Source organism: Phenylobacterium sp. (genome assembly GCF_030651185.1).
Taxonomy (GTDB): domain Bacteria; phylum Pseudomonadota; class Alphaproteobacteria; order Caulobacterales; family Caulobacteraceae; genus Phenylobacterium.
Genome location: NZ_JAUSCJ010000027.1, coordinates 76,501 through 96,390 on the forward strand (window position 1 = coordinate 76,501; position 19,890 = coordinate 96,390).

Below are 19,890 nucleotides of genomic sequence, written 5' to 3' on the forward strand. Positions count from 1 at the left end.
GCGATGACCGACGACCACGCCAAACCCTGGGAAACCACCCGCCGCGGCCTGCTGCTGCTGGTGTCGAGCCCGGCCGGGGCGGGCAAGACCTCGCTGTCGCGCCGGCTGGTGGCCGACCATGCCGACATGACGCTGTCCATTTCCGCCACCACGCGGGATGCGCGGCCGGGCGAGGAGGAGGGGCGCGAGTACTTCTTCGTCGACCGCGCGCGGTTCGAGACGATGATCGGCGAGGGCCATTTCCTGGAGTGGGCCGAGGTGAACGGCAACCTCTACGGCACCCCCAAGGCGCCGGTGATGGCCGCCCTGGAAGAGGGCAAGGACGTCCTGTTCGACATCGACTGGCAGGGCGCCAAGCAGATCGCCGAGGCCGCGGCCGAGGACAGCGTGCGGGTGTTCATCCTGCCGCCGTCCTGGGAAGACCTGTCGCGCCGCCTGCACGCGCGCGCCCAGGACTCAGAGACGGTGATCCAGCAGCGCCTGGACCTGGGCAAGGACGAGATCGCCCACTGGGGCGCCTATGACTATGTGATCGTGAACAAGAACTTCGACCGGGCCTACTCGGATTTGATCCACATCTACCGGGCCGAGCGGCTGAAGCCGGGGCGGAACATCTGGCTGCCGGGGTTCGTCGAGGGGTTGCTGGCGGAGGGGTAGGGGCGCGGGCTCCGCTCTTGGGCTTTGGGCTTTGGGCTGTGGAGCGGACCTATGCGAGGTCTGCTAAGGGTGGGAAGCAGTCGTTGGCTTGTCACGACTTCAGGATCGGCTGCGCAAAGACGACCTTGGGGTTCGAGCCTTTCGGAACGCTGACAAATGACAGGTTGCCACCACCCCCGCCAACCAGTGTCACCTCGTCCCCAGCCATTTCAAAACTAACGTTCCAGCTCTCATAGCCAGCGGAATATGTGAACACATCGAGCCGCACGCCGGCCTCGAACTCGACGCGCAAATCGGCTGTGATGCGGTCTACGATGAATGATCTTACCCGTTTGCCTTCAAGCAATTCATTGGTTTTCGTTTCTCCGTCCACGGGCTCGGGAAGACCGAACCGTTGACCGTCGTCGTCCACGGCATGAGCAATCTGATTTCCGCTGACGATCCGCCATGGGGCGGAGACGAAAATCCCACCGCCCTCCGTATCGTCGTCACTGAAGGCAAACGACCATCCGTTTTCAAGTCGGGTGGCATGGCAGAAACAGCCGCGCATTGCGCCTTCGACGGCTTCAATCAGATCGACACCCATCCCGGGATGCTTTCACTGCTTCCGGTTGTCGGCAACCCCACATAATCGTTTGTCCAAAACCCGCCGCCTTGGCCTAGCTCAACCGGAAAGCAGCCCTTAGGAAGGTCCGCAACGGGTCGCGAGCGGTCTCGAACAAGGCCGCCGAAAGCGGACGTTCCCTAGGTCGCCGGCAACCGGACTCTGTCGACGGCAGCGAAGGGTGGTGAGCGGACATTCTGGCAGTTCCACCCAGATGGCTCAGCAGGGCGAGGCCGGAGCCAACAAAGCGCTTTCAATACTGAGGAAGTATGTCGCCCCGATGATCCATGGCCAAGTTGCGAGAAAGCAGATTGCCGCCAATTTCGCCTTACCTCGTAGCATCGCTGGGAGGCCAATTGCTAATCCGAGGATGGAAGCGAAGGGCATTACGTTAGTAAAAATCACTGCCAACTTACCGAGGGCATAGGTTTTACAGATTAGCGCCCCAAAGGTCATCAAGAACGTGTGTTCCCATCCTCCACATGCTTCCCAAATCAGCGCAAATATTGGCGGCAATGAAAGCGTGATGACCAGCCCAGGTCTAAGGTGTGGCGCTGCTACCAAAAGGACCCCCATGTGCGAAAGGCGAGCACACAGCGATGAAGCACGCTCGCGCGAGGTCCGCCAAGGGTCGCCTTCGGTCCTTCGCTCCCAGACGGATAACCGACGTTGGCCCCAACGCTGGGGAGCGGACGTTCTGGACTTCCGACAAGGGTGGCTAACCCCAAAAACGATTAGAGCCTTGCCGCTAGGACGCCCAGAAGGCCGATGAAGGCTGTCGCCAGCACGACCACGGCGGTCAGCAGCTTCACGAACTCAGTGTTGTGGGGCATGGGTGTCGTCCTTGGGGAGGGGGCGACATGCGAAATAGAGCGGTTAAGACGTGGAGACCAAACGGTTTCAGTGCCCCGTCACGTCGATGTGATCGAAGGGGCGCCCTACTCGGGTAGGTTCGTGATCGTCACGAGGCCAGGAATGGGCTCCAGAGGGTCGAGGTCGTAGAACGCGCGGGCCAGGATACCCAAAAGCGGACCTGCCCAAGGTCCGCCAAGGGTCGGATGCAGAAGTCGGACGCGAGCCCGACAGCGGACCGTCGACCTGACCGCCGGGAGCGGACCCTCCGAACTTCCGAGAAGGGTGGACAGGGAGCCTAGAGCTCAGTCGGTTTTTGGCGGAACCCGTGCGCCAGTGTTCCAAAGAAAAACGCCGCCGCTCACCACTACGAAGACAATCAGGTGGGCAAGCGCAAAGCGAAGCATGTAGGCCTCACCCCGATTGACGTAAAAGTCCGGCGACCGTCCCGGACCCTCTACCTGGTACACTTTGCCGGAGGGAGGATCAGGCGCGGTGGGCCGGACAAAGCTAAGAGCCAGCCAAAGCGCAGTCCCAACGCCGAAGACCAGGAAGACATAGATTGCGAGCCACTGAAGTGGCCCAGACCTTGGCCACTTGAACTCTCGTTCCCAGATGGTCTTCCCACTCATCGCCACAGTTTAGCTCCGTCTAGCGTCTCAGCTCAATTCTTGAGCACGACGCTCCATCCTACCGCGTAGAAGCGAGCAGCGCGGTAGGTCCGCTAAGGGTCGTGAGCCGCCTTTGAACGGTCGACCGGAAACGGACGCTGCCGCCCCGGCTCACAATCTCCGTTCGTCATGGCCGGGCTTGTCCCGGCCATCCATGATCTCCGAGGTTCAGCAAGGATCTGCGGTCGGCGCCGCGCGACCTGAGGCAAGGCGGAGACCATGGATCCCCGGGACAAGCCCGGGGATGACGAATGTTTGTTGGGTCGTTGGCTGAAGGGGCTCCGTCGTGGCCCTGCAACGTCCCGGAGCCTGAGATTGGCGCGTCTTCCGGTGGTGGAGGGGCCTTGCCCGTCGCGCGTCAGGACCTCATCCTTCCCTCAGCCTTGAGGATGGAAGCCATGAGCGAAGCGATCGGGCCTGGCGATCTGGTGATCTGCGTCAATGTCGCCCCCAACCATGGCTCGGGGCGGCCGGTGCCGCTGGTCGCCGGGGAGACCTATCGCATCATCGGCGTTATGGAGTTCGCCTGCCCCTGCGGGCGGTCGGACGCCCTGCTGGACATCGGGATTGATTTCGCCTGGTGCCAGACGCGCTTCCGGCTGCTGCCCAAGCCCAAGGCGCAGGTGCGGACGCGGCGGGTTTCGGCGCCGAAGGACCTGGAGCCGGTGGGGTGACGGGCTGGCGGCGCTCGCGCTCGATTGCGGAACGGGCAACAGAGCGTTTCCGAACGACGCCTTATCTGCGGCGTTCGAAGGCTTAGGTGAGGGGCTTCGATCGCCCCCTGGAGTCCACACCTTGCGAAACATTCTCGTCGTCGCGGCCGCCGCCGCCGCCCTGCTTGCCTCCCCCGTATCGGCCCAGGCGCCCACCGCGCCCGCCGCCGCCGCCAAGGCTGTGGTGGCCGGAACCTACAAGGTGGACCCGAACCACACCCAGGTGGTCTGGTCGGTGGATCACCTGGGCTTCTCGCGCCTGTACGGCATGGTCGGACAGGTCACCGGTCAACTGACCCTCGACCCGGCCAAGCCGCAGGCCGCGACCCTGGCGGTGGATATCCCGCTGTCGGGCCTGAGCGTCACCTCGCCGGGGTTCGCCAAGCATCTGGCCAGCGCAGACCTGTTCGACACCGCCAAGTTCCCCACCGCGCGCTTCGTGTCGAGGACGGTGACCGTGAACGGCCAGAGCGCCACCATCACCGGTGACCTCACCCTGCATGGCGTGACCAAGCCGGTTGTGCTCGACGCCCGCTTCTACGGTGCGGGCGTGAACGGCATGAGCAAGGCCCAGACGGTCGGGTTCTCGGCCACCGCCAAGCTGAAGCGCAGTGACTTCGGTCTGGGCTATGCCGCGCCGGCGGTCTCCGATGAGGTGAGCCTCGACATCGCGGCGGCGTTCGAGAAGGTTCCGGGCTGACGGGTCGTTGTCCTCTCCCCCCGTCTTTCGGGGGAGAGGGTCGGGTGAGGGGGGCGGTTCGGCTGAGTGGTGAGTGTCGGCCCGGTCCCCTCCCCCTAACCCTCTCACCACAATCGCGGAGACGGCGCGCGGTGTCGGCGTCCTAAAGCGCCGCGCGCAGGCCCCAGGTGGCGGCGCCGGCGGCCAGGGCCAGGGTGGTGACGAGGATGTAGCGGCGGGCGAAGGGACGGGCGCCGAAGCCGGCCGCGAAGACGGCGCGCTGCACGGCGTTGGCGGCGAAGGCGGCGAGGATGGCGTTGGCCGCGAAGGCCAGGGGCAGGGCCTGACCCGCCTGGCGGGCGGTGGAAAGGGTGATGGCGTCGACGTCGGCCAGGCCCGAGATGGCGGCGAAGAGATAGCCCCCGGCGGCCCCGGCCTCCCGCGCCACCCAGGCGCCGACGAAGGTCACGGCGGTGAGCAGCAGCCCGAAGGCCAGGACGGTGGCGAGTTCGAAGGGGATGCCGATCTCCACCTGGGCCCTGGGCCCGGGGGCGGGGCGCAGCAGGGGGAGAACCCCGGCGCCGGCGAAGACCAGGGCGGCGGCGGCGGCCGGGGGCGCCAGCAGGGGCAGGAGCGGCGGGTGAAGGGCGATGGCCAGCAGGCTGGCGCGGACCAGGGAGACGGTGGCCGCCAGGGCGGCGCCGGAGCCCAGGCTGACGGGGTTCTCCACCAGGCGGCTCTGGCGGGCCAGGGCCAGGGTGGCGGCGGTGGAGGAGGCCAGGCCCCCCAGCAGGCCGGCCAGCGGCGGCCCGCGATCGGGCCCGGCCACCTTCAGGGCGACATAGCCGCAATAGGAGACCGCGGCGATCAGGATGGTGAGTAGCCACAGCTCGTAGGGATTGACCGCGTCCAGGACGTCGATGGTGCGGTTCGGCAGCAGGGGCAGGACCACCACGGTCATGGCCAGCAGCAGCAGGCCGGCGCGCAGCTCCGTCCAGGTGAGACGGGCCACGGCGCGGTGCAGTTGTTCGCGGCCGGCCAGCAGGCCCGCGGTCACCACCCCGGCGGCGGCGGCGCTGCGCAGATCGCCCAGCACCGCCAGCACCCCCAGGACGAAGACGGTCATGGCGGTCACCAGATTGGTGACGCTGAAGTCCCGTTCGGCGCGGCTCTCGCGGTAGCTGAAGATTCCGAAGCCGATGGTCACCAGGACCAGGCCCGAGAGCCACGGACCATAGGCGTCCGCCAGGCCGGAGAGGGCGCCCATCAGCCCGCCGAGCAAGCCGATCAGGGCGAAGGTGCGCACCCCGGCGGTGCGGGCGCCGTCGGGCTCGTCGCGGCGCCGCCAGCCGCGCTCGATGCCGATCACGAGACCGATGGCCAGGGCCAGGCCCAGGCGGAGCAGAAGATCGTCGCCGGTGTTCATCGGCGGCAGTCAGGCGGCAAGGGCCGGCGCCGGTCAAGGGCCCCGTCGGCTTGATCTGAATCAGGTCGTGGCGCGTGATGCGGGGCCAAGCTGGCGCACACCTGGGGTGAGACCATGACCGCCATGAGCAAGATCCGATCCCGCGCCCTCGTCGCGCCCATCCTGGCCCTGAGCCTGGCGGTGGGGGGCTGCGCCTCGACACGCGACGGCCCGCCACCTGAGACATCGGCCGCAAGCCAGAGGTCGGGCGCCATGGCGCGGGGCGGGGAGAGCGGGCTGGGGATTTCCGGGGCGGTGACGCCGCCGGAGCTGAAGGCGGTGGCCGCGGCCCCCTATGCCCTGCCAAGTCCCCCCGACTGCGCCGCCATGGCCCGGGAGATCGTGCAGCTCGACGATCTGCTAGGCCCCGATGTCGACGTGCTGGCGGTGGTGTTGACCCAGTCGCAGACGATGGGGCGGGCGGCCGACCGGGCGATCATCGGGGCGGTGCGCGGGGCCATCCCCTATCGCTGGGTGCTGCGCTGGATGACCCAGGCGGGCAAGCTGGACCGCGAGCTGCGGCTGGCGATCCTGGCGGGCACCGCGCGGCGGGGTTATCTGAAGGGGGTTCGTCTGGGCCTGGCCTGCCCGGCGGCCTGACGGGGCTTGCCCTGGTCCGGCGGCGGTGACACTCCAGGGGGCCGGACTCAAGGAGCTGACATGGCCGAACCCAAGGGCAAGCGGGACTTCCGCGACTCGCCGCGGCTGGATCCCAAGGAGCGGCACCAGGTGGAATACTGGGCCAAGCGCTGGGGGGTGACCCACGACCAGATCATCAGCGCCTATCGCAAGGTGGGCATGATGGTGAAGGACATCGCCGTCGAGCTGGGCAAGAAGCGCTGAGCATGGCGGGGTACGCCTTCGCCTATCGGCTGGAGCCGAGCGACCTGGCGGCCGGGCGGCGGCTGGCGGCCCGGGATCCGACGCGCGCCGTCTGGTTCTGGCCCGGGGTGACCGGGGCCGCCTTGCTGGGGATCTGGGCCGTGGGCTCGGGCTCGGGCTGGGGCATCGCCGGCGCCATTGGCGGCGCGGCGGCCTTCTGGCTGGGGACCTGGGCCCTGCAGGCCTGGCGGCTGAGCCGTCCGGTGGGCGCCGGGCGGGACATGCGGCTGAGCGTGGACGCCAGCGGGGTCTCCATCGACGGCGCGGCCCCCATCGCCTGGAACCGGGTGAGCCACATCCACGACTCAGACCGCCACGTCGCCATGATCGTGCACGGCGCGCCGGCGGTGATCGCGCCCAAGAGCGTGATCGGCGATGTCGGGCAGGTCGATGACTTCCTCGCCGCCTGTCAGGCCTGGAGCCGGGGCGGGGGCTAGGAGCGAGAGCATGCATCTCATTCGGACCCAGGCGATGATCGCCGCCTCGCCGGAGGCTGTGTGGGCGGTGCTGGCCGATTTCGCGCGGTATCCCGAGTGGAACCCGCTGAACCTGGAGGCGCGCGGCGCCGCGGTGCTGGGGGCGAAGATCCCCATGGTGTTCCGCAACCTGGCCTCGGCCAAGCCCGGCGCGACGATCTCCCAGACCGTGACCCTGGTGGCGTGCGAGCCGGGCAAGAGTCTGGCCTGGGCGGGCCATGTGCCGCTGCTGTTCCGGGGGCGGCACCACTTTACCCTGGAGGCGGCAGCCGGTGGGACGCGGGTGCTGCACGGCGAGGACCTGGCGGGGCTGATCGCGCTGACCTTCAGCAAGGCGCAGATCGCCCGCGACTTCACGCCGGCCTATGAGGCGGTGAATGTCGCGCTGGCCGCGCGGGTGGCGGCGCTGGGATGATGAGCATCCGCGACCTGGTGGACCTGGCCATTGACGAGGATCCGCGCTCGCCCTGCCTGTGGGTCCCCAGCGAACATTGGGACGACTTCTGCGCGGCCATCCGCCGGACGCCGAACCTGATCGGGGCGGTGATCTATCGCGACAAGACCATCCGCGACGGCGGGGAGGGGACGGACGTCGTGACCGGCTCCGACCAGAGCGGCCGGCGGCGATGATCACCGACCCGTGGTTCTATGCGCTGGCCGTGCCGGCGGTGATCCTGCTGGGGTTGGCCAAGGGCGGCTTCGCGGGGATCGGGGTGATCGCCGTGCCCTTGATGGCGCTGGCGGTGTCGCCGGTGCTGGCCGCCTCCATCACCTTGCCGATCCTGATCGTGCAGGACGTGGTCAGCGTCTGGGCGTTCCGGAAGACCTGGGACAAGGCCATCCTGATCCTGATGCTGCCCAGCGCGGCGGTGGGGATTTTCCTGGGCTTCGCGCTGGCGGCCTTCGTGCAGCCCGGCGCGGTGGAGATGGCGGTGGGGGCGGTCTCTGTGGTGTTCGCCGTGCAGCGGCTGTGGCTGGAGCGGGCGGGCGCGCCGGCGCGCGCGGCGCGGGCTGAAGGCCTGCCCTGGCGCGGGGTGCTGGCGGGGATCGCGGCGGGGTTCACCAGCCAGATCAGCCATGCCGGCGGGCCCCCGTTCCAGATGTATGTGCTGCCCAAGCAGCTGGCGCGCGACGTGTTCATCGGCACCAGCGCGATCTTCTTCGCCGTGGTGAACTGGATGAAGGTTCCGGCCTATCTGGCCCTGGGGCAGTTCACGCAGGGAAGCCTGGCCACCTCGGCGGTTCTGCTGCCGCTGGCGATCGCCTCCACCTGGGCCGGGGTGTGGCTGGTGCGGCGGGTTCCGGGGCAGGCCTTCTACCGGATCATCTACGTCCTGCTGATCCTGGTGGGGGGCAAGCTGGCCTGGGATGGCGCGGCCCGGCTTTTGGGATAGGGATTGAAACACCCGCGCCCTCTGCGCGCCGCAATCAGCGGCGAGCTTGGGGACGAAGGAGTGCCGCCGATGACCCGCGTGAAGTTCTGGATGGTGGGCGTGGCCCTGGCGGCCTTCGCCGGTTCAGCCCAGGCGCAGGAGGCGGTGTCGACCGCCTCGGCGACACCGGCGCCCGTGGCCGACACCTCGACGGCGGCGCAGATCGACCGGTTCATCAAGTCTGGCCCCATGCCCAGCCTCGACGAGGCGGGCGTGGACGGGATCACGCCGGGGGATCGCAAGATCCATGGCGAGGTCAGTGTCGGGATCGGCACCGGCGGCTATCGCAGCTTCTCAGGCCTCAGCGTCATACCGGTCGGCGAGACCGGGACTCTGGCCATCGCGGTCAGCAAGAGCCGCAACAGCCCCTACACCAACTACGGCGAGTATGACGGCTATGGCGGCTATGGCCAGGGAGACCGGCAGTCGATCGGACTGCAGTTCTCCTCCCAGGGGGCCGGGCCGCGCTGTTCCGCGCGGATGGATCGCGGGCCCGATTGGCATCGTCTCGGCGACGGGCCGGGCGCGCGGGCCTGCGCCAACGACGCGATGGACCTGGCCCGCTAACGCGCGCGGGCCAAGGCCAGGAACTCTTCCATATCCAGGGTCTCGGCGCGGCGGGCCGGGTCGATGCCGGCGGCCTCGCACAGCGCCTCGCCGCCCAGCGGCTTGAGGCTGGAGCGCAGCATCTTGCGGCGTTGGCCGAAGGCGGCCGCGGTGATCGTCTGCAGGCGGTCCAGCAGGGCCTGGTCCAGGCGCTGGGCGTGCGGCGTCAGGTGGACCACGGCCGAGGTGACCTTGGGCGGCGGGGTGAAGGCGCGCGGCGAGACCTCCATCACCAGCTTGGCCTCGGTGGTGGCGCGGGCGATGACCGCCAGCCGGCCATAGGCCTCGGAGCCCGGCTCGGCGACGATCCGCTCGGCGACTTCCTTCTGGAACATCAGGGTCAGGGAGGTCGGCTGGAAGGGGCCGGTCAGCCACTTGATCAGCAGGGGGGTGCCGACATTGTAGGGCAGGTTGGAGACGATGGCCGTGGGTCGGCCAGCGGCCAGGGCGGTGTCGTCGGCGGTGAGGGCGTCGTCGAGATGGACGGTCAGGGCGCCGCCCGCGGCGTCGCTGAGCTCGGCCAGCAACGGCAGGAAGCGGGGGTCCTTTTCGACCGCCGTCACCTGGGCGCCGGTCTCCAGCAGGGCGCGGGTGAGGCCGCCGGGGCCGGGGCCGACCTCGATGACATGGTCGCCCGCGCCGACGCCCGCGAGACGGGCGATCTTGCGGGTGATGTTGAGGTCAAACAGGAAGTGCTGGCCAAAGCTCTTCTTGGCCGCGAGGCCGTGAGCGTCGAGGACGTCGCGCAGGGGTGGAAGGTGGTCGAGATCCATCAGGCGGCGCGGCGGGTGGCGATCTCGTCAGCCATGCGGATGGCCGCGACCAGGCTGTCGGCGCGGGCGAGGCCGCGTCCGGCGATGTCGAAGGCGGTGCCGTGGTCAGGCGAGGTGCGGACGATAGGCAGGCCCAGAGTCACATTAACGCCGCCCCAGAAGTCCAGCATTTTCACAGGGATGAGCGCCTGATCATGATACATGCAGAGCGCGGCGTCGTAACGGGCGCGCATCTCTTCCGGGAACAGGCTGTCGGCGGGGATGGGGCCGGTCGCGTCGACGCCGATGTCGCGCAGGGCGCGGATGGCGGGCGCGATGATCTCGTGCTCCTCGCGGCCGATTGTCCCGCTCTCGCCGGCGTGGGGGTTGAGGCCGGCCACGGCCAGACGGGGAACCTCGACGCCGAAGTCGCGGCGCAGGGCCTGGGCGGTCACCAGGCCGGCATTGACCACCTTCTCGATGGTCAGCGCCGAGGCCACCTTGGAAAGCGGCTCATGGACGGTGACGAGGGTGGTGCGCAGGCCGGGCACGGCCAGCATCATGACCGGCCCGCGAGCGCCGTCGAAGCGGGTGGCCTGGGTCAGCTCCCCCAGGAACTCGGTATGGCCCGGGAAGGCGAAGCCGGCCTCGTATAGCGGGGCCTTGGCGATGGGGGCGGTGACGACGCCGCTGACCTGGCCGGAGAGGGCCAGGCCCACCGCGGTCTCGATCCAGGCGATCACTGACTTGGCGGCCGCCGAGGTGGGCTGGCCGGAAACCACGGGCGCGCGCAGGGGAATATCGAGGACGGGGATGGCGTCGGGGAAGACCTTGGCCGCCTCGTCGGGCGAGATCACCCGGCGCACGATGGTCGCGCCGGACCCTGATGCGGAGGCCAGGGACTGGCTGTCGCCCACCACCAGGAAGGCGGGACCGGTCTGGCGGAGTTGAGCCCACGCCTTGACGATGATCTCCGGACCGATGCCGGCGGGATCACCAAGGGTGAGCGCTAGCGGTCCGGTTTTCACTTGGTCTCGATTGTCGCCGAGTTCCTGAGGTCACGCATGTAACGCCGGGCGATCATGGACAGTTGCTGTCCAAACAGACGGTTCTCGATCTGCTCCTTGGACTGACCGTCCTGGCCGCTGGCCCGCTTGGCGCAGACGGCCAGCAGGTGCAGGCCCGCCGAGGTGCGGATCGGCTGGGAGACCTGACCGGCCTCCAGGCTCTCGGCGGCGTCGCGGAAGGCGGGCGCCAGGTCCTTGATCTCGGCTTCACCGAGGTCGCCGGCGATGACGCCGGTGGTCTTGGCCGCCTGGGCCTCCAAATCGCCACAGCCGGTGACCGTGGCGCGCAGGGCGGTGAGCTTGGCGCTGGCGGCGTCAACGGCGGCCTGGTCGGCGGTCGGGGGCAGGCCGATGGCGGCCTGCTTGAGGTTGACCATCATGCCGCCGGCGCCGGCGCGTTTGTCGCGGAGATAGATGATGTAGACGCCGTCCTTGACCTGGATGGGGCGCGACAGCTGGCCGGGGCGCATCTGGTCCAGGGCGGAGTCGATTTCCGGAGCCATCTCGCCGGCGGTGATCCAGCCGGCGTCGCCGCCGGCCGCCGCGGTGGCGGCGGCAGAGAACTGACGGGCCACGGCGGGGAAGGGCGCGCCCTGCTGCATCTGGGTGATGAGCTGGCCGGCGCCGGTCATGGCTGTGTCCATGCCGCCGACCCGGTTGGCGTCGATGAAGACTTCGCTGATCTGGTACTGGGGTTTGGAGGCGGCCGCGGCCAGGCGTTGCTGCACGGCCTTGACCTGATCGTCGCCGATGCGGAGACGCGAGCCGTAGCGGCCGCGGATCCAGCGCTGCCAGCTGGTGTTGGAGCGGACCTCCTGGCGAAGGGTCTCCTCGCCGATGCCCTGGGCCTTCAGATTGCCCAGGAACTGCTCGAGGGACATGTTGTTGCCCTTGGCCATCTCGGCGAGCTCTTCGGAGACCTCGTCGTCGGTGGCGATGATCTCCATCTTCTGGTCGCGCTCGACGCGGCGCAGTTCCTGGAGTTGCAGGCGTTCGTCCACCAGGCCGACGAGAGCCTCACGCTGGAACTGGGCGAGGTTCTGCTGGGTCGGCTGGACGCCCGAGGTGGCGATCAGCAGACGCATGCGCTGGGCCAGGTCGTAGGTCGAGATGATGTCGTCATTGACCACCGCGGCCACCGACTCGTTGATCCCGGCTGGGGCGATGGGCGCGGCCGGCGCTTGCGCCGGCGCGGCTTCCTGAGCCCATAGGACCTGGGGCAGCGCCGTGGTGGCCAGGGCGATCGCCAGGGCGGCGCCGCGCGCCGAGAGGCCCGTGACATTACGCGCACGCATCATGGGTGGAGGGTTTCCTTGGAGGCGATGGCCATGGGCAGGTCTATGCGAAGGGCCAATTCGGTGGCGATTTTCAGTTCGCATACAACGGTCCGCCCAATGTGGCGAGGGTGAGGCGTATGGCCAGAGACTCCGTCGGACCTAGTCGTCCGACGACAGTGTCTTCGCGCCGATAGATGACGTCCACGCGGGTGCAGTCGTCGCGATAGGTGATGCCCAGGTCGCGGATCACCCAGGCGTCCTGCACCAGGTCGCGGTTGCCGTAGGCGGTGATGCCCCAATGCTCGGTGAGATAGAGGTCGCCGCCCAGGTCCAGGTTCTCGACCTTGGTCCCGTTGGCGTCGGCGCGGTCGCGCAGATAGCGGAAATAGCCGTTGGCCCGCTTGATCGACAGGTTGGCGCCGGCCTCCGCGCGCTGAACCGTAAAGTCGTCTGAATCCAAGCGCGTACGGGCAAAGAATGAGAGGCCCTTGATGGGCTGAGCGTCGGCGGCGACGATCCAGTCGGACTTGGTCTGGCGCAGACCGCTCTGCGGGGAGAAGACGTCGTTGCTCTCATTGCGGAAGCTGCGCCCCACCAGCAGGCTGGCGCGGCGGCCGTCGTCCCAGAACACCGAGGCCCGGCCGCCGGCGTTCACCCGCAGGCCGTCCTCATAGAGGTCGTAGCCGGGGAATTTGTTGGCCCGGAACAGGTTGGTCTCGTCGAACTCGAAGGCGACGGAATCTTCGTTGAGATAGATCGGCGCGCCCGCGGCCGACGTTCCCACGATCACCTGCTTGGCGTCGGGAGAGGCCGCGACCTGGAGGATGGGCTCCAGAATCACCGTGGAGTCGGCGAACCGGCGCACGAAGGGCCAGGTGATGTCCGCCCCGGCCACCAGCAAGCCGCGCGACAGGGTCCTGGAGGTCCCCTTGACCCCGTTCAGGTCATCGAGGCTGTAGGCGTCCCCTCGGACGTTCAGGAAGGGCGAAACCCGAATGCCGACAGGGGCGGTGTAGGTGGCGCGCCAGTCGGCCTCGCCGGTGACGCGGCGGCTGTCGAGGCCGGGCAGGCGTAGAGGCGGGGCGCCGGTCGGCGCCTGGTCGCGGGTCAGCGCCACGGCCGATCCCAGCAGGCGCAGGCGGCCCCCGGCGATATTGGCTTCGGGCTCCCAGCGGGCCTCGATCAGCGGGCCGACGATGGGGAAGGTGCGATCGTTGTCGCCGGGCCGCAAACCCTGGATGGAGAAGGCCGCGGCGGAGAAATAGGACCTCTGATCCTGACGGGTCGCATAGAGCTGGGAGATCAGCCGGCGGTCGTCGGCCAGATAGGCCCCGCGGGCGGCGTAGACATCTCCGACCTCGTACTTGTCGAACAGCAGATCGTCGGAGGTGCGCTCAGCGGTGAAGCCCCAGTCCCACGACTCGTTGATGGCGAACTGGCCGGCGGCCAGGATGTAGCTGCGGCTGGTGCTGTCGCCGAAGCCGTTACCCTTGCCATCGAAGTCGGTGTCATAGGTGTAGCCGAACCGCGCATCGACCGCGCCGGAATAGAACCGCTTGCGGTAGCGACCGTTGAAGAACGGATTAACTTTCGTGTTAATCTGGGGGCTTAGCGTCACATCCGAAGACGGCGAGAGAACCTGCAGATAGGGCTGTTCGTAGCTCAGGCCGCGTCGGTTGGAGATGCCCAGTTCAGGCGGCAGGAAGCCGGACTTGCGGACCGCCTGGGGATCGGGGTGCCAGAACAGCGGCAGGTACAGCACCGGGGCGCCGAACACGCGGATCACGGCGTTGCGGTAGTAGACGAGCTGGCGGTCGCGGTCCTGCACCACCTTGTCGGCCTTGATCGACCAGGTGGGGGTCTTGGGCGAGCCCTCCGGCGTACAGATCTCGCAGGGGGTGTAGATCGCCCGGTTCAGTTCGTTGACGCGGTCGCTGCGTTTGACCGCCGTGGCCGCCGCCATCTTGATGCTGGGCGCCATGCGCGCGGCGAAGCCGGTGGCCACCCCGGCCTTCATCTGGTCGTCGAGGGTCAGCTCGTCGGCATACTCGACGCTGCCGTCCTCGTTGATGATCTGGACATGGCCCTTGGCGGTGACGACCCCACGGGTCTCGTCATAGACCAGTTCGTCGGCGCGCAGGGTGCGGCCCTCATAGCGGACCTCGGCCTCGCCCCGGGCGGTGGTGATCTTGTTCTTGTCGTCACGGATGACGAGGTCGGCTTCCATGTAGAGCTGACCCGCCTCCAGCCCATCGGCCGACGGCTTGGCCGGCGACTGGGCATGGGCCTGCGCCGCCATCGAAACGACGATGACCGCCACGCTGGCCAGCAGGCCGCGCTTAACGGAGACGGGAAGGCGACCGCGACTCATGAAGCTAGGAAACCCCCTCCGGGCGACTGTTGGCGGATGGATAGCGGGGAACGCCAACGATTCAACCGTCTTCGGTGTAGCAGAGCAAGGTCAGCCCGGACAGCAGGGCGACCAAGGGCGGCGCCCAGGCCGCCGCGTAGAGCGGAATGATCTCCGCATCGGCCAGGGCGCCAGAGAATTCGTTGAAGAAAAAGAAGATGAAGCCGATGGCCACCCCGGCCCCGGCCAGGCTGGCGAGGCCGCCCAGGCGGGCCAACCGAAGCGAAAAGGCCGCGGCCAGCACCGACATGGCGGCAAACAGCAGGGGGGTGGCCAGCAGTTGCTGGAAGCGCAGACGATACCCATCGGCGGAGAAGCCGGCCTGCTCGGTCTGATGGATGGCGGCGGGCAGGCGCCAGAAGGCGATGGCGTCGGGCGACGCAAACCGCTCCATGGCCGATTCGGAATCCAGGGTGGAGCGGATCGACAGGGAATCAGAGCGAACCGAGCTCTCGCCGGCGGTGGCCTCGCGGACGTCGGTGAGTTTCCAGAAGCCCGGTAGGAGTTCAGCCTCGGCGGCCTCCAGCCGGCGCTTGAACTCGGGCAGGCCGGCCTTGTTCTTCTGGTAGACAAACAGCGAGACGCCCTTCAGGCGGACCCGCCCGGCGACGGCCTCGCGGGCCTTGGCGTGGATGACGATCTGGTTCCGATCGTCGCCCTGGCGCAGCCAGACCTCCTTGGGCGCGTCGGTGAGATAGTTCTCCATCAGGCCGGCGCGATCGGCCTCGAAGCGAGCGCTGAGCGCCGAGGCCAAGGGGTTGAAGGCGGTGACCGCCAGGACGCCGACGAGGAAGGCCGCCGCCGCCGAGGGCAGGATGAAGCGCCAGGCCGAGATGCCCGCCGCGCGCATGGCCACCAGCTCGCTGGAGCGGTTGAGGCCGACATAGGCGCTGATGCCGCCGGCCAGGAAGACGAAGGGCAGCAGCAGCAGGATGAGGGCCGGGGCCTTCAGCAGGGTCAGGCCGAAGAGCTGAGCCACGCCCACGTCGGCGCGCACCCCCACCGACCGGGACAGGTCGACGAACTGCACCAGCAGGATCACCGCGGCGATGACGGCGAGCGCCGCGCCGACCCCGGTGAAGGTGCGGAGCAGGACGTAGCGTTCGAGGCGGCCGATCCCGATCATGCGGCCTGGACCCCGGCGATCCGGGGGGGCCGTTTGCGCATGTCGATGAAGCGGCTGACCCGCTGCTTGAAGATGCCGCGCAGGGCCAGGCCCATGGCGCCCAGGGGCACGACGTACTGCAGGACGTTGACCCAGGGCTCGGACTCGCTGGCGGCCTGGATGACGAAGCCAAGGATGCGGACGCCCACCGCCATGGCGCCGATGACGGCGATCCGTCGGCCGTAGCCCAGGCGCGAGAAGCCGCCGCCGATAATGGCCAGCAAGGCGAAGCTCATGAAGGTCAGGTTGTAGAGCGGCGTGGTCAGGCGGGCGTTGCCCTCCGCCAGCATCTTATCGCGGTTCTGCTTTTCCCAGACCTGCTGCAGGTCGGGGAAGAACAGTTCGTGCAGGTAACGGTCGGAGGGCTTGTAGTGGATCAGCTCATCGCTCTCCAGGAAGGTGGAGAGGTCGAAGACGTACTCGTCGAAGGACAGGAAGTTCAGCACCCCGGTGCGGCTGAACTCCTGGTTGGAGCCCTTGCGCATCAACAGGACCGGCTTGTCGCCACGCTTGACCACCCGGCCCTCGTCGGCGGTGTAGGTGGTGGCCCCGCCGTCGTCCTTGGTCTGGTGGATGAAGAGGTTGTGGATCAGGCCGCCATTGTCCACCGACTGCGCGTAGACGGTGAGACCGGGGGCGGGCTCGGTGAACTCGCCCTCGCGCACCAGGGTCGAGGCGAGGTCGGTGCGCACCTGGAACAGGGTCTCGCGCATCTGCCGCGACGCGGCCGGCTGGACCCAGAGGTTCATGAACAGGGCGATGAGGGTGACGACGGCGGCCAGCCGCAGGGCGGGCGCGATGACCCGCCAGCGGCTCATGCCGCCCGCGAAGCAGACCACGATCTCCTGCTCCACATGCAGCCGGTTGAGCGCCACCAAGGCGGCCACCAGCACGGCGATGGGCAGGACCATGTTGATGAGCTGCGGCATGGCCAGCAGCGTCACCTGCAGGAAGACCAGCGCGCTCTGGCGCTGGCTGACGATGATGTCGAGCTGGGACAGGCTGGTGGACAGCAAGGCGACCGCCGTCAACGCCGCCGTCGCCAGGACGGTCGGCCCCAAGAGCTGACGGAGCAGGTATCGATCGATCAGGCGCATCGGCAAGAAATATAGGGCGGGCCAAGAAATTTGCCGCGCCCGTGACGGGAAGCTGCTCTAAACCATGCGTCGCCCCGCCACACAACCGCCGCACGAACGGTCAGGCTGGGTGAGGTTCAGGGCGCTTGCCGCGCCGGGTCGAGAAGTTTGAGAGAAATCCATGGATATCCAGTTCGTCGCGGCCGACGCCGCGCTTGGTGAAAAGAGCGCCCTGGCGATCGTCGTGTTCGAAGGCGAGGCCGCCGGCCTTCAGGGCGGCGCCTTTGCGAAGGCGCTCGCCGGCAGCCGGTTCACCGGCGCCAAGGGCCAGACCCTGGACCTGCTGGCCCCAGCCGGTTCGGACGCCGTCCGCGTGGTGCTGGTGGGCGCCGGCAAGGCCGATGGGTTCGACGGCCTGGGCGCCGAGACTGCCGCCGCGAGCGCCTATAACGCGGTGAAGACCTCGGGCCTCACCACCCTGCGGGTGCAGATCGCCGGCGATGCGAGCCTTGCCGCCAAGGCCGCCTTCGGGGTGCGCCTGGCCGCCTACCGCTTCGACAAGTACCGGACGAAGGAAGCGGCGGAGAAGAAGCCCTCGATCACCAAGGCCGAGATCGTCACCGGCGATGTGGACGGCGCCATCGGCGCCTTCGCCGACCTCGCGGCCCTGGCCGACGCCATCGCGTTTTCCCGCGACCTTGTCTCCGAGCCGCCGAACGTCCTCTATCCCGCCGAGTTCGCCAAGCGGGTGAAGCAGCTGGAGGAGCTGGGCCTGGAGGTCGAGATCCTCGGCGAGGCCGAGATGATGCAGCTGGGCATGGGCTCGCTGCTGGGGGTGGGGCAGGGCAGCCTGCGCGAGAGCCAGCTCGCCATCCTCAAGTGGAATGGCGCCGACGACAAGAAAGCCCAGCCCATCGCCTTCGTCGGCAAGGGCGTCACCTTCGACACCGGCGGCATCAGCATCAAGCCCGCCGACAACATGGAGCACATGAAGACCGACATGGGCGGCGCCGCCGCCGTCTCGGGCCTCATGCACGTGCTGGCCGCCCGCAAGGCCAAGGTCAACGCGGTCGGCATCCTGGGCCTGGTGGAGAACATGCCCGACGGCAACGCCCAGCGCCCGGGCGACGTGGTCACCTCCATGTCCGGCCAGACCATCGAGATCATCAACACCGACGCCGAAGGCCGCCTCGTGCTGGCCGACGCCATCTGGTACTGCCAGCAGCGGTTCAAGCCGAAGTTCATGGTGGATCTCGCCACCCTGACCGGGGCCATCATCGTCGCACTCGGAGATGATGTGGGCGGCCTGTTCAGCAACAACGACGAACTGTCGACCAACCTGCTGGCGGCCTCCAAGGCCGAGGACGAGCCGTTGTGGCGGATGCCGATGCCGGCTCACTACGACAAGAAGATCGACTCCGTGATCGCCGACGTGAAGAACACCGGCGGCCGCGCCGGCGGATCGATCACCGCGGCCCTGTTCATCCAGCGCTTCGTCAACGACGTGCCGTGGGCCCACCTGGACATCGCCGGCGCCGCCTGGAAGTCGCCGTCGCCTGTCCCCACCATTCCCGAGGGCGCCACCGGCTTCGGCGTGCGGCTGCTGAACCGCATGGTGGCCGACAAGTACGAAGGCTGATCGCCGGCCTTGCGCTTCGCCCTGCTGCATAGCCCGCTGGTGGGCGCGAGCTGCTGGCGCGCGGTGGTGGGCGACTTCGCCGAGCGCGGGATCTGGGCCGCGGCGCCGACGCTGCCGGCCTGGGACAGGCTTGAGGCGCCCTACTATCCCGCCCTGGCGGCCAGCGTGGCCGAGCAGATCGCCCTGATGCATCCGGTGGTGCTGGGGGTCCATTCGGGCGCGGGGTCACTGGCGGCGTCCATCGTGGCGGCGGCGAACGGCGGGGTGAGCCAGGTGATCTTCGTTGACGCCATCCTGCCCCACCCGGGCCGCACCTGGTTCGAGACCGCCTCTCCGGTCCTGGGGGACTCCTTGCGAGCCAAGGCGGTGGACGGTGTGGTTCCGTCCTGGGACGCGTGGTTCCCGGAGGGCGCGCTGGCGGCCACCCTGCCGGAGGGGGCGACGCGGGAGACCTTCGTGTCCGAACTGACCCCGACGCCCCTGGCCTATCTGGAAGAGACCGCGCCGGCGCTCGATCTCCCCGATGACATAGGCTGGGCCTATCTGCGGCTCTCCAAGGCCTATGAGGACGAGGCCAAGGTCGCCCGCGGTCAGGCTATTCCCACCCTGCGCCTGGCGCGGCATCATCTGGCCATGATGACCCATGCCGACGAGGTGGCGAGCGCCCTGGTGAACCTGGTGCGGGGCGACCATGGCTGACGCCTGCGAAGTCTGGTTCTACCACCTGGAGCGCACGGGGCTCGACCAGGCCCTGCCCGAACTGCTGGAGAAGACCCTGGCGCGGGGCTGGAAGGCCATCGTGCGGGCGACGGGACCGCAGCGGGTGGAGCATCTGGACGGCTGGCTATGGGCCTATCGTGACGAAAGTTTCCTGCCCCATGCGCCCGCCGACGAGCCGGGCGCCGCGCGGCAGCCGATCCTGCTCACCACCAGCGACGGGAACCCGAACGGGGCCGACGCCCTGTTCCTGGTGGACGGCGCCGAGCCGGGCGAGCTTGGCGACTACACCCGGTGCGTGGTCTTGTTCGACGGCGGCGACGAGGAGGCCCTGGCCACGGCGCGCCGCCAATGGAAGTCGGTGAAGGCCAAGGGCCTGCCGGCGTCGTATTGGAAGCAGCAGGGTCGCGGTTGGGAGAAGCAGGCATGAAGATCAAGATCGCGGCGGGCCTGGGCCTGCTCCTGCTGATGAGCGCCTGCGCCAGTGACGCGCCGGCCCCGCCGCCGCCGCCGGTGGCGCATCGGCCGCCGCCGCCGCCGTCCACCCCCGCCGACCAGTGCGGCGCGGCCGAGGCGCAGAGATATGTCGGGCGGCCCCGCAGCGAGATTCCGATCCCGGTGCTGCCGGCCCTGCAGCGGGTGGCCTGCACCACCTGCCCGGTGACCATGGATTACAGCGCCCGGCGGCTGAACTTCTTCTACGACGCCCAGACCGGCAGAGTGAAAGAGGTGAAGTGCGGTTGACCTGA

Annotated in this window: 22 protein-coding genes; 14 read left to right on the plus strand and 8 right to left on the minus strand. The window is 68.5% G+C overall.

The features are described 5' to 3' along the window. Nucleotides 1-3 precede the first annotated feature (3 nt). Nucleotides 4-657, plus strand: coding sequence for a guanylate kinase (gene gmk, locus Q7J39_RS12945; protein ID WP_304825518.1), 654 nt, complete (start codon nucleotides 4-6; stop codon nucleotides 655-657). 91 nt (nucleotides 658-748) lie between these two features. Here the strand turns inward: gmk and Q7J39_RS12950 are convergent, their stop codons facing one another. After that, on the minus strand, nucleotides 749-1,243 hold the full coding sequence (locus tag Q7J39_RS12950) for a hypothetical protein (protein WP_304825521.1): 495 nt from the start codon (nucleotides 1,241-1,243) through the stop codon (nucleotides 749-751). A gap of 1,939 nt (nucleotides 1,244-3,182) precedes the next feature. Between Q7J39_RS12950 and Q7J39_RS12955 the strand changes: the two genes are divergently transcribed. Next, a complete protein-coding gene (locus Q7J39_RS12955; RefSeq protein WP_304825523.1) occupies nucleotides 3,183-3,458 on the plus strand; it encodes a hypothetical protein in 276 nt (91 codons plus the stop codon). A 121-nt stretch (nucleotides 3,459-3,579) separates the two neighbouring features. Continuing rightward, entirely contained in the window at nucleotides 3,580-4,197 is a 618-nt protein-coding gene (locus Q7J39_RS12960; RefSeq protein WP_304825527.1) for a YceI family protein, read from the plus strand. A 142-nt stretch (nucleotides 4,198-4,339) separates the two neighbouring features. Here the strand turns inward: Q7J39_RS12960 and Q7J39_RS12965 are convergent, their stop codons facing one another. Continuing rightward, nucleotides 4,340-5,602: a DUF4010 domain-containing protein gene (locus tag Q7J39_RS12965; protein WP_304825531.1), complete on the minus strand. Its 1,263-nt coding sequence runs from the start codon at nucleotides 5,600-5,602 to the stop codon at nucleotides 4,340-4,342. A gap of 123 nt (nucleotides 5,603-5,725) precedes the next feature. Between Q7J39_RS12965 and Q7J39_RS12970 the strand changes: the two genes are divergently transcribed. The 7 genes from Q7J39_RS12970 (at nucleotide 5,726) to Q7J39_RS13000 (ending at nucleotide 8,999) form a co-directional block, all read left to right on the plus strand. Then, entirely contained in the window at nucleotides 5,726-6,241 is a 516-nt protein-coding gene (locus tag Q7J39_RS12970; RefSeq protein WP_304825534.1) for a hypothetical protein, read from the plus strand. A gap of 60 nt (nucleotides 6,242-6,301) precedes the next feature. Beyond that, complete coding sequence (locus tag Q7J39_RS12975) at nucleotides 6,302-6,484, plus strand: DUF3606 domain-containing protein (RefSeq protein ID WP_304783446.1); 183 nt, start codon at nucleotides 6,302-6,304, stop codon at nucleotides 6,482-6,484. A 2-nt stretch (nucleotides 6,485-6,486) separates the two neighbouring features. Then, nucleotides 6,487-6,960, plus strand: coding sequence for a hypothetical protein (locus Q7J39_RS12980; RefSeq protein WP_304825537.1), 474 nt, complete (start codon nucleotides 6,487-6,489; stop codon nucleotides 6,958-6,960). A 10-nt stretch (nucleotides 6,961-6,970) separates the two neighbouring features. After that, nucleotides 6,971-7,414, plus strand: coding sequence for an SRPBCC domain-containing protein (locus Q7J39_RS12985; RefSeq protein WP_304825540.1), 444 nt, complete (start codon nucleotides 6,971-6,973; stop codon nucleotides 7,412-7,414). Next, a complete protein-coding gene (locus Q7J39_RS12990) occupies nucleotides 7,414-7,629 on the plus strand; it encodes a hypothetical protein (RefSeq protein WP_304825543.1) in 216 nt (71 codons plus the stop codon). The genes Q7J39_RS12985 and Q7J39_RS12990 overlap by 1 nt, the downstream gene beginning before the upstream one ends. After that, a complete protein-coding gene (locus tag Q7J39_RS12995) occupies nucleotides 7,626-8,393 on the plus strand; it encodes a sulfite exporter TauE/SafE family protein (protein WP_304825546.1) in 768 nt (255 codons plus the stop codon). Before Q7J39_RS12990 ends, Q7J39_RS12995 begins: the two co-directional genes overlap by 4 nt. 69 nt (nucleotides 8,394-8,462) lie before the next feature. Next, nucleotides 8,463-8,999, plus strand: coding sequence for a hypothetical protein (locus tag Q7J39_RS13000; protein ID WP_304825548.1), 537 nt, complete (start codon nucleotides 8,463-8,465; stop codon nucleotides 8,997-8,999). On the opposite strand, the gene rsmA is transcribed toward Q7J39_RS13000, so the two are convergent. The 6 genes from rsmA to lptF form a co-directional block, all read right to left on the minus strand. Then, nucleotides 8,996-9,811, minus strand: a complete 816-nt coding sequence (rsmA, locus tag Q7J39_RS13005; RefSeq protein ID WP_304825550.1) for a 16S rRNA (adenine(1518)-N(6)/adenine(1519)-N(6))-dimethyltransferase RsmA — start codon at nucleotides 9,809-9,811, stop codon at nucleotides 8,996-8,998. The two genes, Q7J39_RS13000 and rsmA, sit on opposite strands and share 4 nt — an antisense overlap. Beyond that, nucleotides 9,811-10,818 (minus strand): 4-hydroxythreonine-4-phosphate dehydrogenase PdxA, encoded by a 1,008-nt coding sequence (gene pdxA / locus Q7J39_RS13010; RefSeq protein WP_304825552.1) that lies wholly within the window; start codon nucleotides 10,816-10,818, stop codon nucleotides 9,811-9,813. Before pdxA ends, rsmA begins: the two co-directional genes overlap by 1 nt. Further along, on the minus strand, nucleotides 10,815-12,155 hold the full coding sequence (locus Q7J39_RS13015; RefSeq protein ID WP_304825554.1) for a peptidylprolyl isomerase: 1,341 nt from the start codon (nucleotides 12,153-12,155) through the stop codon (nucleotides 10,815-10,817). The genes pdxA and Q7J39_RS13015 overlap by 4 nt, the downstream gene beginning before the upstream one ends. Before the next feature lie 70 nt (nucleotides 12,156-12,225). Beyond that, nucleotides 12,226-14,505 carry an LPS-assembly protein LptD gene (locus Q7J39_RS13020; RefSeq protein WP_304825556.1) on the minus strand — a complete coding sequence of 760 codons (2,280 nt, stop codon included), beginning with the start codon at nucleotides 14,503-14,505 and terminating at the stop codon, nucleotides 12,226-12,228. Between the two features lie 61 nt (nucleotides 14,506-14,566). Next, nucleotides 14,567-15,670, minus strand: a complete 1,104-nt coding sequence (locus tag Q7J39_RS13025; protein ID WP_304825558.1) for an LptF/LptG family permease — start codon at nucleotides 15,668-15,670, stop codon at nucleotides 14,567-14,569. Next, nucleotides 15,667-16,806 (minus strand): LPS export ABC transporter permease LptF, encoded by a 1,140-nt coding sequence (lptF, locus tag Q7J39_RS13030; protein WP_304825560.1) that lies wholly within the window; start codon nucleotides 16,804-16,806, stop codon nucleotides 15,667-15,669. Before lptF ends, Q7J39_RS13025 begins: the two co-directional genes overlap by 4 nt. Before the next feature lie 160 nt (nucleotides 16,807-16,966). On the opposite strand from lptF, the gene Q7J39_RS13035 reads away from it, so the two are divergent. From Q7J39_RS13035 to Q7J39_RS13050, 4 genes are read left to right on the plus strand one after another with little or no spacing between them, the layout of a single operon-like run. Continuing rightward, nucleotides 16,967-18,424 (plus strand): leucyl aminopeptidase, encoded by a 1,458-nt coding sequence (locus tag Q7J39_RS13035; protein WP_304825562.1) that lies wholly within the window; start codon nucleotides 16,967-16,969, stop codon nucleotides 18,422-18,424. 9 nt (nucleotides 18,425-18,433) lie between these two features. Then, complete coding sequence (locus Q7J39_RS13040; RefSeq protein WP_304825564.1) at nucleotides 18,434-19,123, plus strand: hypothetical protein; 690 nt, start codon at nucleotides 18,434-18,436, stop codon at nucleotides 19,121-19,123. Beyond that, nucleotides 19,116-19,571, plus strand: coding sequence for a DNA polymerase III subunit chi (locus Q7J39_RS13045; RefSeq protein WP_304825566.1), 456 nt, complete (start codon nucleotides 19,116-19,118; stop codon nucleotides 19,569-19,571). Before Q7J39_RS13040 ends, Q7J39_RS13045 begins: the two co-directional genes overlap by 8 nt. Further along, entirely contained in the window at nucleotides 19,568-19,885 is a 318-nt protein-coding gene (locus Q7J39_RS13050) for a peptidase inhibitor I78 (protein ID WP_304825568.1), read from the plus strand. The genes Q7J39_RS13045 and Q7J39_RS13050 overlap by 4 nt, the downstream gene beginning before the upstream one ends. The last annotated feature ends 5 nt before the right edge of the window (nucleotides 19,886-19,890 follow it).

Bases quoted from the DNA above. Each gene is read 5' to 3' on its own strand.
- Q7J39_RS12970 (WP_304825534.1), top strand. From the start codon at position 5,726: ATGAGCAAGATCCGATCCCGCGCCCTCGTCGCGCCCATCCTGGCCCTG.
- Q7J39_RS13050 (WP_304825568.1), top strand. From the start codon at position 19,568: ATGAAGATCAAGATCGCGGCGGGCCTGGGCCTGCTCCTGCTGATGAGC.
- Q7J39_RS12985 (WP_304825540.1), top strand. From the start codon at position 6,971: ATGCATCTCATTCGGACCCAGGCGATGATCGCCGCCTCGCCGGAGGCT.
- Q7J39_RS12995 (WP_304825546.1), top strand. From the start codon at position 7,626: ATGATCACCGACCCGTGGTTCTATGCGCTGGCCGTGCCGGCGGTGATC.
- Q7J39_RS13035 (WP_304825562.1), top strand. From the start codon at position 16,967: ATGGATATCCAGTTCGTCGCGGCCGACGCCGCGCTTGGTGAAAAGAGC.
- Q7J39_RS13025 (WP_304825558.1), bottom strand. From the start codon at position 15,670: ATGATCGGGATCGGCCGCCTCGAACGCTACGTCCTGCTCCGCACCTTC.
- Q7J39_RS12990 (WP_304825543.1), top strand. From the start codon at position 7,414: ATGAGCATCCGCGACCTGGTGGACCTGGCCATTGACGAGGATCCGCGC.
- rsmA (WP_304825550.1), bottom strand. From the start codon at position 9,811: ATGGATCTCGACCACCTTCCACCCCTGCGCGACGTCCTCGACGCTCAC.
- gmk (WP_304825518.1), top strand. From the start codon at position 4: ATGACCGACGACCACGCCAAACCCTGGGAAACCACCCGCCGCGGCCTG.
- Q7J39_RS12950 (WP_304825521.1), bottom strand. From the start codon at position 1,243: ATGGGTGTCGATCTGATTGAAGCCGTCGAAGGCGCAATGCGCGGCTGT.
- Q7J39_RS12975 (WP_304783446.1), top strand. From the start codon at position 6,302: ATGGCCGAACCCAAGGGCAAGCGGGACTTCCGCGACTCGCCGCGGCTG.
- Q7J39_RS13020 (WP_304825556.1), bottom strand. From the start codon at position 14,505: ATGAGTCGCGGTCGCCTTCCCGTCTCCGTTAAGCGCGGCCTGCTGGCC.
- lptF (WP_304825560.1), bottom strand. From the start codon at position 16,806: ATGCGCCTGATCGATCGATACCTGCTCCGTCAGCTCTTGGGGCCGACC.
- Q7J39_RS13015 (WP_304825554.1), bottom strand. From the start codon at position 12,155: ATGATGCGTGCGCGTAATGTCACGGGCCTCTCGGCGCGCGGCGCCGCC.
- Q7J39_RS13000 (WP_304825548.1), top strand. From the start codon at position 8,463: ATGACCCGCGTGAAGTTCTGGATGGTGGGCGTGGCCCTGGCGGCCTTC.
- Q7J39_RS13045 (WP_304825566.1), top strand. From the start codon at position 19,116: ATGGCTGACGCCTGCGAAGTCTGGTTCTACCACCTGGAGCGCACGGGG.
- Q7J39_RS12980 (WP_304825537.1), top strand. From the start codon at position 6,487: ATGGCGGGGTACGCCTTCGCCTATCGGCTGGAGCCGAGCGACCTGGCG.
- Q7J39_RS12955 (WP_304825523.1), top strand. From the start codon at position 3,183: ATGAGCGAAGCGATCGGGCCTGGCGATCTGGTGATCTGCGTCAATGTC.
- Q7J39_RS12965 (WP_304825531.1), bottom strand. From the start codon at position 5,602: ATGAACACCGGCGACGATCTTCTGCTCCGCCTGGGCCTGGCCCTGGCC.